The sequence below is a fragment of the Burkholderia sp. Ac-20349 genome (assembly GCF_017104865.1).
In the GTDB taxonomy this organism is placed as follows: Bacteria; Pseudomonadota; Gammaproteobacteria; order Burkholderiales; family Burkholderiaceae; genus Burkholderia; species Burkholderia aenigmatica.
Genome location: NZ_JAAGPM010000097.1, coordinates 16,526 through 30,327, shown reverse-complemented (window position 1 = coordinate 30,327; position 13,802 = coordinate 16,526). Strand labels below are relative to the sequence as shown.

At 67.1% G+C, this 13,802-nt stretch carries 12 protein-coding genes and 1 pseudogene; 7 read left to right on the top strand and 6 right to left on the bottom strand.

What is annotated here, in order from left to right; all coding sequences use genetic code 11:
• The first annotated feature begins 84 nt into the window (after positions 1–84).
• On the top strand, positions 85–1,434 hold the full coding sequence (locus G3N61_RS26715; RefSeq protein ID WP_346778589.1) for a carbohydrate porin: 1,350 nt from the start codon (positions 85–87) through the stop codon (positions 1,432–1,434).
• Between the two features lie 96 nt (positions 1,435–1,530).
• On the opposite strand, the gene treA is transcribed toward G3N61_RS26715, so the two are convergent.
• A complete protein-coding gene (treA, locus tag G3N61_RS26710; RefSeq protein WP_205823991.1) occupies positions 1,531–3,282 on the bottom strand; it encodes an alpha,alpha-trehalase TreA in 1,752 nt (583 codons plus the stop codon).
• A 136-nt stretch (positions 3,283–3,418) separates the two neighbouring features.
• Entirely contained in the window at positions 3,419–4,048 is a 630-nt protein-coding gene (locus G3N61_RS26705) for a TetR/AcrR family transcriptional regulator (RefSeq protein WP_205823990.1), read from the bottom strand.
• A 170-nt stretch (positions 4,049–4,218) separates the two neighbouring features.
• On the opposite strand from G3N61_RS26705, the pseudogene G3N61_RS26700 reads away from it, so the two are divergent.
• From G3N61_RS26700 to G3N61_RS26690, 3 genes and pseudogenes are all read left to right on the top strand, one after another.
• Positions 4,219–4,407, top strand: a pseudogene (locus tag G3N61_RS26700) (darcynin family protein); the annotation flags it as partial.
• A 241-nt stretch (positions 4,408–4,648) separates the two neighbouring features.
• Complete coding sequence (locus G3N61_RS26695; RefSeq protein ID WP_051889747.1) at positions 4,649–6,037, top strand: MFS transporter; 1,389 nt, start codon at positions 4,649–4,651, stop codon at positions 6,035–6,037.
• 373 nt (positions 6,038–6,410) lie between these two features.
• Positions 6,411–7,622: a crosslink repair DNA glycosylase YcaQ family protein gene (locus G3N61_RS26690; RefSeq protein WP_205823989.1), complete on the top strand. Its 1,212-nt coding sequence runs from the start codon at positions 6,411–6,413 to the stop codon at positions 7,620–7,622.
• A 51-nt stretch (positions 7,623–7,673) separates the two neighbouring features.
• Here the strand turns inward: G3N61_RS26690 and G3N61_RS26685 are convergent, their stop codons facing one another.
• Positions 7,674–7,892, bottom strand: coding sequence for a DUF1653 domain-containing protein (locus G3N61_RS26685; protein ID WP_006480837.1), 219 nt, complete (start codon positions 7,890–7,892; stop codon positions 7,674–7,676).
• 57 nt (positions 7,893–7,949) lie between these two features.
• A complete protein-coding gene (locus G3N61_RS26680) occupies positions 7,950–8,393 on the bottom strand; it encodes a GNAT family N-acetyltransferase (RefSeq protein WP_205823988.1) in 444 nt (147 codons plus the stop codon).
• Positions 8,394–8,602: 209 nt separating this feature from the next.
• On the opposite strand from G3N61_RS26680, the gene G3N61_RS26675 reads away from it, so the two are divergent.
• On the top strand, positions 8,603–9,226 hold the full coding sequence (locus G3N61_RS26675; RefSeq protein ID WP_043179982.1) for an HAD hydrolase-like protein: 624 nt from the start codon (positions 8,603–8,605) through the stop codon (positions 9,224–9,226).
• 394 nt (positions 9,227–9,620) lie between these two features.
• A complete protein-coding gene (locus G3N61_RS26670; protein ID WP_043179983.1) occupies positions 9,621–10,199 on the top strand; it encodes a DUF4142 domain-containing protein in 579 nt (192 codons plus the stop codon).
• Between the two features lie 106 nt (positions 10,200–10,305).
• Here the strand turns inward: G3N61_RS26670 and G3N61_RS26665 are convergent, their stop codons facing one another.
• A complete protein-coding gene (locus tag G3N61_RS26665) occupies positions 10,306–10,905 on the bottom strand; it encodes a GNAT family protein (RefSeq protein ID WP_205823987.1) in 600 nt (199 codons plus the stop codon).
• Positions 10,906–10,960: 55 nt separating this feature from the next.
• Entirely contained in the window at positions 10,961–11,875 is a 915-nt protein-coding gene (locus G3N61_RS26660) for a LysR family transcriptional regulator (RefSeq protein WP_205823986.1), read from the bottom strand.
• A gap of 109 nt (positions 11,876–11,984) precedes the next feature.
• On the opposite strand from G3N61_RS26660, the gene lysA reads away from it, so the two are divergent.
• Positions 11,985–13,223, top strand: coding sequence for a diaminopimelate decarboxylase (lysA, locus tag G3N61_RS26655; protein ID WP_175022153.1), 1,239 nt, complete (start codon positions 11,985–11,987; stop codon positions 13,221–13,223).
• Positions 13,224–13,802: the final 579 nt, after the last annotated feature.

The window sequence follows — 13,802 nt, the reverse complement described above, 5'->3', positions numbered from 1 at the left end:
CGCATCGAGTTCTACGGGCTCGGCAACTCGAACATCGTCGCGCAGGACGCGCATTACAAGTTCTTCCGCTTCGGGATCCCGACGATCGCGTACGGCGACCTGTACATGCAGGCCGCATCGGCCGCGCCCGCTCCCACCGGTTTCTGGGAACGCTCGAACCTGCTCGGCAACATGGGCGGCCTGCGCGACGTGCTCGGCGATCACGGCATCACGCTGAGCCTGCAGGAAACCAGCGAGTACCTGTACAACACGTCGGGCGGCACGAATCGCGGCGGCGCGTACCAGGGGCTCACGCAATTCGGTTTCAACGTCGACACGGGCAAGGCGGTCGGACTGCCGGGCGGCACGTTCAACGTATCGGCGCTGCAGATTCACGGCACCAACCTCACGCAGCGCTATCTGCAGACGCTGCAGACCGCGACCGGCATCGAGGCGAATTCGACCACGCGCCTGTGGGAACTCTGGTACCAGCAGTCGCTGCTCGACGGCAAGGTCGACGTGAAGGTCGGCCAGCAGAGCGTCGACCAGGAATTCATGGTGAGCCAGAACGCGGCGACGTTCATGAACGCCACGTTCGGCTGGCCCGTTCTGCCGTCGACCGACCTGCCGGCCGGCGGCCCCGCGTATCCGCTGTCGTCGCTCGGCGTGCGGCTGCGCGTGAAGCCGGCCGATGCGTGGACCGCGATGGTCGGCGTGTTCGACGGCAACCCGGCCGGCCGCACCGACGGCGACGCGCAAGCGCTGAACGCGCACGGCACCAACTTCAACCTGCGCAGCGGCGCATTCGTGATCGGCGAAGTGCAGTACGCGCTGAACGCGCCGCCCGCCGATCCGAAGGCGCCGCAACCCGCCGGCCTGCCGGGCACGTACAAGCTTGGCTTCTGGTATCAGTCGCAGCATGCGAGCGACCCGCGCTACGGCACCGACGGCCTGTCGCTCGCGAATCCGGACAGCAACGGCATTGCCGCCACCCATCGCGGCAACTACTCGTTCTATGCGGTCGCGGACCAGATGGTATGGAGGCCGTCGGCCGACAGCCCGCGCTCGGTCAACGTGTTCGCGCGCGTGATGGGCGCGCCGGGCGATCGCAATACCGTCGATTTCGCCGCCAACGCAGGCGTGACGCTGAAGGCGCCGTTCAAGGGACGCGACAACGACGTCGCGGGCATCGCGGTCGGCTACGCGAAGATCGGCTCGCATGCGCGCGGCCTCGACGGCGACACCGGCGTCTACACGACGCCCGGCTACCCGGTGCGCCGCGCGGAGACGGTCGTCGAAGCGACGTACCAGTACCAGGTCACGCCGTGGTGGCAGATGCAGGCCGACCTGCAGCACTTCTTCCGTCCGGGCGGCGGCATCCCGAATCCGAACGCGCCCGGTGCGCGCATCGGCGACGAAACGGTGGTCGGCGTGCGCACGACGATCACGTTCTGACGCAAACCGGATGCAAACACGGGCCGGACGGCCGCTTGCGCGACAGTCCGGCCCGTGCGTTCTCTTGCGGCGCAAGCGCGCGGCCCGCGCCGCGCGTCACTCGCCGTACAGCCCCAGCAGTTTCAGCGTGACGCCGTTGGTCCAGCCGAAACCGTCCTGCAGCGGATACTCGCCGCCCCCGCCGCCGCCCGTGCCAGCCCCTTCGACCACGTACTTCTCGACGAGCTTGCCCTCGGTCGCATACACGTGCTTCACGTCGGACAGGAAGCGCGTGCCGATGTCCTTCGCGAGCGCCGGTTCGCCATAGCGCCGCAGCCCGTCGATCGCGATCCACTGCAACGGCGCCCAGCCGTTCGGCGCATCCCACTGCTGTCCGGTGTTCTCGGTGGTCGTCGCGAGGCCGCCCGGCTGCAGCAGCGTCTTGCGCACCTCGCGCGCGGTCGCCTTCGCACGCTCGGGCCACGCGACGCCCGCGAACAACGGATACAGCGCAGCGGCCGTCACGGCGTCGCGCGGCTTGCGCAGTTGCCAGTCGTAGTCGCCGTAGTAGCCGCGGCGGTTCCACAGATAACGGTTGATCGCGGCCGCACGCCGCGCCGCGCGCGCTGAAAAATCGGTCACGCATGCCACGTCGCGCGTGACCGTGCAGCCCTTCACGATCGTCGTCTCGAGATGGAACATCAGGCTGTTCAGGTCGACCGGCACGATCGACGTCGTGCGGATCGTCGCAAGCGTCTTGCCGTCGCCGAACCAGCGCGAGCTGTGGTCCCAGCCGCTTTCGGCGCCCGCGCGCAGGTCGCGATAGACCTCGTTCGCCGGACGCGCCGGCACCGACTTCGCGGTCGTCACGTCCTCGAGATACGACTCGTCGCGCGGCGTATCGCTCGCATCCCAGTAGCGGTTCAGCACCGCGCCGTCGGGCATCGCGACCACGTGGCGCGCGGCCTGCCCGCGCGGTGTCGTGGTTTCGCCCTGCATCCAGTACGCATGCTCCTTGCGCAGTTCCGGCAGGTATTTCTGATAGACCTTGTCGCCTTCGGCCTGCGCGGCGAGCGTGACCATGTACGCGAAGAACGGCGGCTGCGAGCGGCTCGCGTAGTACGTGCGGTTGCCGTTCGGGATGTGCCCGATCGTGTCGATCAGATGGGCGAAGTTGTCGAGCATGTCGTCGACGAGATCGTCGCGGCCCGACACCTGCAGCCCGAGCATCGTGAAATAGGTATCCCAGTAGTAGCCTTCGCGGAAGCGGCCACCCGGCACGACATACGGCTTCGGCAACGGGATCAGCGAACCGTAGGGCGGCACCGTCGCGCTCGTGCGCGTGAGCTGCGGCCACAGCCAGTCGATGTGCTGGCGCAGCGTCTGGTTCGGCGGCGGCGTCACGCCGCTTTCCGGGGGCGGCGTGAAATGCTGGTCGACGAACGCCTTCAGCGAGAAGCCCGGCTGCGATTTCTGTTGCTGATACAACTGCACGATCGTCGCGGGATCGCTGTCGGGCGTCGCGTCGACGAAGGTCTTCTGGTCGGGATAGATCTGCGCGGTCTGCACCGCGACGAACAGGTCGCCGTAGAGCTGGCTCGGCGGCGGCAGCAGCGTGCCCGACGCGGGGCCGGCAACCGCGACTGTGCTTGGCGGTGCCGACCGGGCAGCCGCCTGCGCGGCGGCCTGGTTCGCGTTGTCGGCCTGCGCGGCGCAGCCGGCCACCGCGAGATACGCGACGGCCAGTGCGGCGGCCCAGCGAAGACGCGATGCGGGCGGCGCGAGAGGCGGTGAAAGACGGAGCGAGAAGCGCGTTGGGAAGCGGCTAGCGAAGCGAGATGCAATCGATGCGGCACGACGTGACGTCATGACGTGTCCCCTCCTTTCGATGGTGAGTGGGTCGGCACGAGGTCTCGTTCGCGCGCGCGCTCGTTTCGATGGCCCTCGATCGATACGCGTCGTTTTGTGCTGCGAGTGGGTCCGACTGTCGCACGAAACGCGCACATCAAGCAAGTTTCGATTCGCGCGACTCGCGCAGATAACCGCGTACGGCCCGCCACGCCCGCGCATCGAGCGCATCCGCATCGGCCTCGCCGCGCGCCCCCGCCGCATCGACGATCCCCTTCACGATCGCGAGCAGATCGTGCGCGACGACGTCGGGCGCAGCGACGCGCGGCGCATCGCGCTGCGCGAGCGCATGCAGCAGCGTCGCGTGGATGCGATCCGCGACGCGTGCGGCGCGCGTACCGAGCGGCAGCCGCGCCTCCTCGAAATCGATCAGCCGCGCGAGCACGGGACGGCGCATCTGGTGCGCGACGGCCGCGCGTACCAGTGCGCGCAGTACGTCGTCGCATGACGACAACGCACCAGCCCGGTCGACGTCGTCGAGCAAATGCGCACTCTCGCGCTCGACGAGCGCGGCCGTCAGCGCATCGCGGTTCGGGAAGTATTGATAGAGCGAGCCGATGCTGACGCCGGCCAGCGCCGCGACCGCGTTCGTCGTGTACCCGTCGAAGCCGTCGCGCTCCAGAATGCGAGCAGCGGCCTCGACGATCGCGTCGACGGTGGCCACCGAGCGGCGCTGTCGCGGCGCCTTGCGTGGTGACAGCGGGATGCGTGGAGACGATTCGGACATGGCTGGAACGCAAGTTTCCAATATGAGCAAACGCTCATATTCTAGAAACGCCCTTCCACGCCGTCAAAAGGAATCAGCGTGCCCAGCCCACTGCGCCCCCGTCCACCCAGTGCGTCCTCGTGAAGACGCGCCCCGAATGGCCCGGCCGCCCCGTGCCGGAACGCTGACGACTGCGGCGCGAACCCATCGCGCCGATCCGCAAGACTCACGGCGCAAGCACGTCGCCGCGCTTCGACGACACCGGGTTCTCCTCGGCGCGCGTGACCGACGTGTGGATCAGGGACGCACAGGATCGCCAGGCATGCGAACACGTGATCGAGGCGCTTCGCGAGATGCCGCCCCTGGATCGCGACGGCGACATCGTCGAGATCCTGTCGGGTGTCGAGTACGTGAATGCGTCCAACGACGGCAAGGTCGCACCGTCCGCCGTCCCGACCCCTGCAGCATGCAGACACGATGCAAGCGCCGCGTTTGCGCAGTCGTTCTTTCCATGCCGCCCGCAAAAAAGACGACTGTTGCAACATGCGGAACAACTGTTGTCGTACGTGACTCAACGGTCACATTGTGGGCATAATGACGCCTTTACCGCGCGCCCAGCCCATGTCGCCCGTCTTTCTAGCACCGCTCATCGTTGCCTGTGCGTTGTTCATGGAAAGCGTCGACGCGAACATCATCGTCACCGCCCTCCCCGCGATGGCGAGGGACTTCGGGCACAGCCCCGTCACGTTGAACATCGCGATCACGGCCTACGTGGTCGGGCTCGGCGTGTTCATCCCGATCTGCGGCTGGCTGGCCGACCGCTTCAGCGCACGCTCCGTATTCCGCACCGCGATCGGCATCTTCGTCGTCGGCTCGCTGATGTGCGCGGCATCCAGTTCCCTCGGCGTGCTCACGTTCGCGCGCTTCATCCAGGGCGTCGGCGGCGCGATGATGGTGCCGGTCGGCCGCATCATCATCTTCCGCGCGGTGCCGCGCTCGGATCTCGTGCGCGCGATGAACTACCTCGCGATTCCCGCGCTGTTCGGGCCCACGGTCGGGCCGCTGGTCGGCGGCTTCATCACGACCTACCTGCACTGGCGGATGATCTTCTTCATCAACGTGCCGATCGGCATCTACGGGATCTACCTCGCGAGCAAGCACATCGCGAATACGCGCGAACCGGATCCCGGCCCGCTCGACTGGTTCGGCTTCCTGCTGTCGGCCAGCGGCGCCGCGCTGCTGCTGATGGGCCTCACGCTGATCGACGGTTCGCTCACGTCGCGCTCGAACGCGCTCGTCATGTGCGTGGCCGGCGCCGTCCTGCTCGCGCTCTACGTGCCTTACGCGCGCCGCAAGGAGCGGCCGGTGCTCGACCTCAGCTTCCTGAAGATCCCCACGTATCACGCGAGCGTCGTCGGCGGGTCGCTGTTCCGCATCGGCCTCGGCGCGGTGCCGTTCCTGCTGCCGCTCGCGCTGCAGGAAGGGCTCGGCATGAGCGCGTTCCATTCGGGGCTCATCACGTGCGCGTCCGCGTTCGGCGGCGCGATGAGCCGCTCGACGGCCACCCATACGCTGCGCCGCTTCGGCTTCCGCACGGTGCTGATCTACAACGCGGCCTTCGCGGGGCTCGCGATCGCCGCGTACGGCGTGTTCCATCCTGGCATGGCGACCTGGGCGATCTGGCTGATCGTGCTCGTCGGCGGCATCTTCCCCGCGTTGCAGTTCACGAGCCTGAACTCGATGATCTACGCGGACATCTCGCCGCGCGATGCGGGCCGCGCGACGAGCCTCGGCAGCGTCGTGCAGCAGATGTCGCTCGGCCTGGGCGTGACGGTGGCCGGCCTCGTGCTGCACATCTCGCACTGGCTGCAAGGTCATCAGAAGATGGTGTGGTCGGATTTCTGGCCCGCGTTTCTCGTGGTCGGGCTGTGCTCGTTCGCGTCGATTCCGATCACGCGGCGGTTGCCGCCCGGCGCCGGCGACGAAGTCGCGCGCGGCAAGCGGCAATAGCGATCAGGCAGGCGAACGGGAAATAACGAAAGGGGCAGAACGAAAAACCGCCCGCGAAGCAAACCGGAAAAACAAAAAAATCAGCGGACATCCACACGGGGCCGGTGCACAGCCGCATGGATGTCCGCTCAGGGCTCCGGGTCTCCCGATGGGGGTTGAGAATCCCGGATTCGCTTCCTGCGTGCCATGGACATATGTGCGTCGGAAGCAAAATCGTTGCGCGTCTTTATCGTCGCGCCATGAACTGCACTATAGGGAAACTTGCGAAACGCATCTGTCAACCATTGTCAGACACGATGCATCGGCACGTCGCACGCGCGCGCCGCTTTCGCGCTAAAGTGGTTCCCGACCATCACTCCCGGCCGCCCTTCCGATGCTTACGCTCTCGCCCGCCGCCGCCCGCGCGCTGCATCTCGCCGCGCAGGGCCTGCTGACCCCGCCCCGCCGCAAGGCGACCAAGTCCGACGTGCTCGACACGATCCGCCGGATGGCGCAGTTGCAGATCGACACCATCCACGTCGTCGCGCGCAGCCCGTACCTCGTGCTGTTCAGCCGTCTCGGCGATTTCTCGCCGCAGTGGCTCGACGAGCATCTCGCCGAGGCGCGCCTGTTCGAATACTGGTCGCACGAAGCGTGCTTCCTGCCGGTCGAGCAGTTCGGCCTGATGCGCTACAAGATGCTCGATCCGTCAGGGATGGGCTGGAAGTACGCAGCCGAATGGCATGAGCAGAATCGTCCGGACATCGAACGGCTGCTCGCGCGGATTCGCGACGGGGGCCCCGTCCGCTCGGCCGATTTCGCCCGCGAGGATGGCGTGAAAGGCAACGGCTGGTGGGATCGCAAGCCCGAGAAGCAGCACCTGGAAGTGCTGTTCACGACGGGCGACCTGATGGTGTCGGAACGCCGCAATTTCCAGCGCGTGTACGACGTGCGCGAGCGCGTGCTGCCCGACTGGGACGACGCGCGCGACCTGCCGCCCCGCCACGCCGTGCTGCCCGCGCTGCTCGACTACACGTGCCGCGCGCTCGGCGTCGTGCGCGCGGACTGGGTGGCCGACTACTATCGGCTGCCGCGCCGATCGTACCGCGCGGAGCTCGAGCAGCTCGCGGACGCGGGCGACCTGATCCCGGTGGCGATCGACGACTGGAAGGAGCCGGCCTACGTGCATCGCTCGCTCGAAGCGTTGCTGCCGGCCGCGCAGGCCGACACGCTGCGCTCGACGGTCACGACGCTGCTGTCGCCGTTCGACCCGGTCGTCTGGGACCGGCGGCGTGCATCGACGCTATTCGGTTTCGATTACACGATCGAATGCTATACGCCCGGGCACAAGCGGCGTTACGGCTACTTCTGCCTGCCGGTGCTGCATCGCGGCCGGCTGGTCGGGCGCATCGACGCGAAAGCGCATCGCACGCTCGGCACGTTCGAACTGAAGGTCGTGCATGTCGAGCCGGGCGTGCGGTTCGGCACGGGGCTCGCAGCGGATATCGCGAAAGCGGTGAAGAAGCTCGCGGCGTGGCACGGCACGCCGGAAGTCACGGTCGGGCAGGCCCCGCCGGAGCTGGTGAAGGCGCTGGCCGGCGCGTAGACGGTCACGCAGCCGGCTGGCACGGCGGCGCCGCGCGCCGCCGGCCGTCACTCAGTCGCGCAGCTTGCGGAAACGCGGCGTGCCGTCTTCGAGGTTCCCGTTGAACATCGCTTCCGGCCGCACCCACAGCCCGCGCGCATGCGGCCACAGATGTTCGTACACGACCACCGATTCCTCGGTTTCGGAATGGCGAGCAACGCCGATGTAGCGATACAGCCCGCCCTTGTAATGGCGATGCGTCGCGAGCTGTTCGGCTTCCTGTTCGGTCATGATGGGCTTCTCTTCGGCAAAAACGGAAAGCGCGTATTGTATGCGCTGCGCCGCGCGTCAGCGATTCGCGTAGATGTCCGGGCGGCGGATCTCCATCACCCGCTCGGGATTCGCCGACGGCCCGAAGCCGACCGGCCGGTACAGCTCGTGCGCATCGGACGTCACGAGCATGATGCGGCGCAGGCCCTGCACCATCTCCTGCGCGAACACGTGGTCGATCAGCGCGCGGCCGTAGCCGTTGCCGCGCTCGGCCGGCAGCACGAACACGTCGCACAGGTACGCGAACGTCGCGTGATCGGTGACGAGCCGCGCGAACCCGACGAGCCGGTCGCCCACGTAGGCGCCGAAGCACAGCGAGCCTGCGATCGCACGCTCGACCACGTCGCGCGGAATGCCCTGCGACCAGTACGCGTCGCGATGCAGGAAGTCGAAGATCGCGTCGACGTCGAGTTCGCGCTTGTCGGTGGAAAATCTCAGCGTGGCAGGGGTGGCAGCGGGCACGTCGGTCTCCGGTTGGTGTGGTGGCAGGCGAAACGCTGACGATACCGCGCGGCGCGAGGGGCGACAAGCGGCGGCGGTCATCCGGACGAGACGAAGAAGCGGCTCGACGCTCTCACGTCGCCGCAGCCGCAACCGCAACCGACCGTGCAAGCACTGGACCTCGATTCGGTGACAATGTCGCCTGCCCAATCAACCCGCCACGCCGCTTCATGCCCTACCGTCTCATCGCATTCGACTTCGACGGCACGCTCGCCGATTCGCTCGACAGCTTTCTCGCGGCGCTGTCGGAAGCGTCGCGCCTGCACGGCTTTCGCGACGCCACGCCGGAGCTGCGCCCGGCGCTGCGCGGCATGTCGGCCCGCGACATCATTCGTGCACTCGAGGTGCCGATGTGGAAAGTGCCGCGCGTGACGATCGACATGCGTCGCCTGATGCAGCCGCGCGTCGCGCAAGTGGCGCTGTTCCCTGGTGTCGACGAAACGTTCGACGCGCTCGCCGCGCGCGGCATCCGCATCGCGATCGCCACGTCGAATACCGAGGCGATCGTGCGCGACCGGCTCGGCCCGCACGCCAGCAGCCGTGTCGAGCATTTCGCGTGCGGCATTCCGCTGTTCGGCAAGGCACGCCGCCTGCGCGCACTCGTTCATGAGGCCGGCGTGCGCAACGATGAAGTGCTGTATGTCGGCGATGAAATCCGCGACGCCGACGCGGCACGACGCGCGCGCATTGCATTCCAGGGCGTCGCGTGGGGCTACACCGCGCCGGACGCGTTGCAGGCGCATTGCGCGACACCGTTGCTGCCGCGTCTCGACGCATTGCTCGATCGCGTGTGACGCATTCGCGCGCTGCGCGCATCCGGTTCGGCCCATCGTGCGATGCGCTCGGCATCGCACGACACCGCAACAAGACGATGAAAAGCAGATGACACACACGTGCCTTTCGCCCGTCGCCTGCACGCAAAAATTGCCGCCACCGCACACCCGACAGGTACGCAATACCTGTCGGCGCGCGTGCTCATCGATTCGTCTTACCAACCGTTACACAAACCACAGCGCGGTTGCACCTGCTACCGGATCGCTCTCCTAGAATCGGTCGGGTCGGAAAACACGTCGACCGGCGCCGCGGCAGAGCGGCGGTCGAATCCGGCCCGGGCGCGCCCGGTCTCTCGCACAGCGACGGATCACGTGATCCGTTTTTCAACCAGAGCCCCGATCGAAAGGAGGTCCCATGAACCGCTTTCCCCAAGTCTCGCGCCTTGCTTTGTCTGCCGCTGGCCTGCTTCTCGTCGCCGTGACGGCGACCGCACAAACCGCACAGCCGGCACCGGCCGCACCGAACGCACCGGCCGCCGCCGCGACGCGCATCCACGAAGCCGACCAGGCCTTCATCACGGACGGCACGAAGACCGTGTCGACGCAGCACGACGCGGCGCGCATCGCCGATTCGCGCACGTCGGACAGCCAGGTCAAGGCGTTCGCCCAACGCGTGTCGACCGACGATGAAAAGATCATCCAGGCGATGCGCGCAGCCAGCCCGCGCGGCGTCGACGTGCCGGCCAACGACCCCGACACGTCGGTGCTGAACAGCATCAAGAGCCTGCGTGGCGCCGAGTTCGACAAGGCGTACATCGAGCAGGTCGCGCTTGCCGGCCAGCAGAAGGCCATCTCGGCATTCCAGGCCGAAATCGCGTCGGGCCGCGACACGAAGCTGAAGGAAGTCGCCCGCCAGTCGCTGCCGATCCTGCAGAAGCACTACGCCGACGCGCAGAAGCTCGCGGAACGCCACCACCTCGCCTCGGCGCAGTAACGCGCCGCAGCGCCGCACATCATGTGCGGCGCGCTGCTTCCCCTGTCGTCGCGTCGCCGCTCCCCTTCCGGCGGCGCGACGCACATCCGACGTCACGCTTCACGCGTTACGTCGCGAGCTTCGCCAACAGCCGCGCACGCACTTCCGGCCATTCGTCGTCGATGATGCTGAAGCGCACCGAATTGCGCTTGCGGCCATCCGGCATGATCCGTTCGTGCCGCACGATGCCTTCCTGCTTCGCACCGAGCCGCAGGATCGCCGCGCGCGATTTCTCGTTCAGCTCGTCGGTCGTGAACTGCACGCGCACGCACTGCAGCACGTCGAACGCATAGCCCAGCAACAACCATTTCGCTTCGGTATTCGCACGCGTGCGCTGCGCCGATTCGCTCAGCCACGTATGGCCGATCTCGAGCTTGCGGTTCTTGCGATCGATCTTCCAGAAGCGCGTGCTGCCGATCACGCGGCCCGATGCGCGATCGACGATCGCAAACGGCATCACGGCGCCGGTGGCGAGGCCCTGCAATGCGGTCGCGATATACGCGTCGATCGTCTCCGGGCCCGGCACGACCGTGACCTTCAGGTTCCACAACTGGCCGTCGGCAGCCGCGTCCAGCAGCGCCTGCCGGTCGGATGGATCGAGCGGCCTCAGTTCGACGCGTTCGCCGGTGAGGATCGGTGGTTCGAGGGAAACGGAAGCGTCGGTCATGAAGGGTTCCGGAAAGAGGCGACGTTGACGGCGAAACGCCCATCATACGGCTGCGTCAGCCGAGCAGCGTTGCCAATCGGCGGCGGATCGCCTTTGCCTCGCCGCGCAGCGCATCGGCAAACGCATCGACGAGCAGGCTCTTGGGGCGGTGCTCGGGCACGATCACGCTGACCCGGTACGGAAACGACCGCGTAAGCGGCCGCACGTGCAGGTCGCGCCCGACGAAATCGAGCGCGGTCAGCGGATTGACGATCGCGGCACCGAGCCCCTGCCGCACGAACGCGCACACCGACACCGCCGACGGTGTTTCGACCACCGAGCGCGGCGCGATGCCGAGCTGCGCGAACGCCTCGTCGATCAGGATGCGGTACGGATCGTTCAGCGACAGGCTCACGAACGGACGATCGGCGAGATCCAGCAGATCGATCGCATCCTGCGCGAGCAGCGGATGGCCGTCGGGCAACACACACACTTCGTCGACTTCGAGCAGCGGCGTGAGCACGGTGCCGGCCGGCGCGACGTCGTGCTCGGTCAGCCCGAGGTCGTAACGCTGCGCGGTCAGCCACTCTTCGAGCACCGGCGATTCCTGCGTCGCCACCGATACGCTGACGCCCGCGTGGGCCTCGTGAAAACGCCGGCACGCGCCAGGCAGGATCGCGTGCGAGAACGCCGGCAGCGCGATCACCGACAACTGACCGTCGCGAAATTCGCGCAGCCGCGCGGCCGTCGCCGCGACGCGTTCAAGCCCCACATACGCAAGCCGCACGTCGTCGAACAGCGTGAGCGCGGCCATCGTCGGCCGCAGCCGTCCGTGCGCGCGCTCGAACAGCGCGAAGCCGACGACCTGCTCCATGCGCGCAAGCTCGCGGCTGATCGTCGGTTGCGACGTATAGAGCATCTCCGCCGCGCGCGTCGTGCTGCCGGTAACCATCAGCGCGCGAAAGACCTCGATATGGCGGTGCGTGAGCATGATCGTCTATATCAGATATGAATCGAATGTCGATAAACAGGCATTTTACTGTATAGACAATCAGGCGCATCATTCACGCTATCCGTTCATTCGACCCGATTCATCTGCCATGTCTCTCGATTCCCGCCAGCTCGCGACGCTCGCGCAGCAATACGGCACCCCGCTGTGGGTGTACGACGCCGACGTCATCCGCGACCGCATCGCCCAACTGCGTCAGTTCGACGTGATCCGTTACGCGCAGAAGGCGAACTCGAACGTCCATATCCTGAAGCTGATGCGCGAAGAAGGCGCGTGCGTCGACGCCGTATCGCTCGGCGAGATCGAGCGCAGCCTCGCGGCCGGCTTCAGCCCGGCAGGCGAGCCGGAAGGCGTCGTGTTCACGGCCGACCTGATCGACCGCCCGACGCTCGCGGCCGTGCTGAAGCACGGCGTGACCGTGAACGCCGGTTCGCTCGACATGCTCGCCCGCATCGGCGAGCACGCGCCCGGCCATCGCGTGTGGCTGCGCGTCAACCCCGGTTTCGGCCACGGCCACAGCAACAAGACCAATACCGGCGGCCCGCAGAGCAAGCACGGCATCTGGATCGACGACGTACCGCGCGCGATCGAGATCGTGCGCCAGTACGGGCTGAAGCTCGTCGGCATCCACATGCATATCGGGTCGGGCGTCGACTACGGCCACCTGTCGCAGGTGTGCGATGCGATGGTCGATCTCGTCTCGTCGCTCGGTCATGACATCGACGCGATCTCGGCCGGCGGCGGCCTGTCGATCCCGTATCGCGACGGCGAGCCGCGTGTCGACGTCGGCCACTACTTCAGCCAGTGGGACGCCGCGCGCAAGCGGATCGAACGGCATCTCGGCCACCCGGTGCGCATCGAGATCGAACCGGGCCGCTTCCTCGTCGCCGAAGCCGGCACGCTCGTCACCGAAGTGCAGGCCGTCAACCGCCGCCCGAAGCACGATTTCGTGCTGATCGACGCGGGCTTCAACGACCTGATGCGCCCGTCGATGTACGGCAGCTACCACGCGGTGTCGGTGCACACGCACGATGGCGCGCTGCCGGCCGGCCGGCCGCTCGTCGATCTCGCGATCGCGGGGCCGCTGTGCGAATCGGGCGACGTGTTCACGCAGGACGCGGGCGGTGTGGTCACGCACCGCAAGCTGGCGCAGCCGCAGATCGGCGACCTGCTGTTCCTGCACGACGCGGGCGCATACGGCGCGTCGATGTCCTCGAACTACAACAGCCGGCCGCTCGCGCCGGAAGTGCTCGTCGATCGCGGCACGCCGCGGCTGATCCGCCGCCGGCAGACGATCGACGAATTGCTCGCGCTCGAAACGTTCGAGTAACGCGCATCCCGCGTCACGAAGGCCAACGGCCAGGCTTGCCACTCACGGCAGCCTGGCCGTTTTGCTTTTCGACGCACGGCCGGATCGCAGCCCGGAGCAACCGTTCACCCGTACCGTAGCACCTGATCCTTCTCATCGTGCGCAACCGCAGCAGATCGCATGCGCCACCTTTCGCACGCAGAGAAAAACATTCCACGTCGCGTGAAAAGTGCACGCATCTTTGGAAACACATTCCCTTTTGACAAAACTAAGATTGCCCTCAGTCGCACCGCATTCCTGTCGCCGGATACGCATCGACGATGCATCCGGTCCACCACACTCGCAATGCTGCACGGGCAATCATGAATCGCACGCTTGAACGCTTCGCCGCACACGCCGGCCTTCGCTGCTGCTCACGCGCCTGCGTCATCCATCGGTACGCGCACCCGACCTTCATCGGCCACGAACGCATGCCGTAACGCACGGCATCGCGCACGGCGGACAGCCACGCCCGCCGCCGCACGCTTCATCGACTTCCCGCTCACGGCGACGCCGCCCGTCGCCGCGGCATCGCACACCCTGAATTTTCGACAACAACCC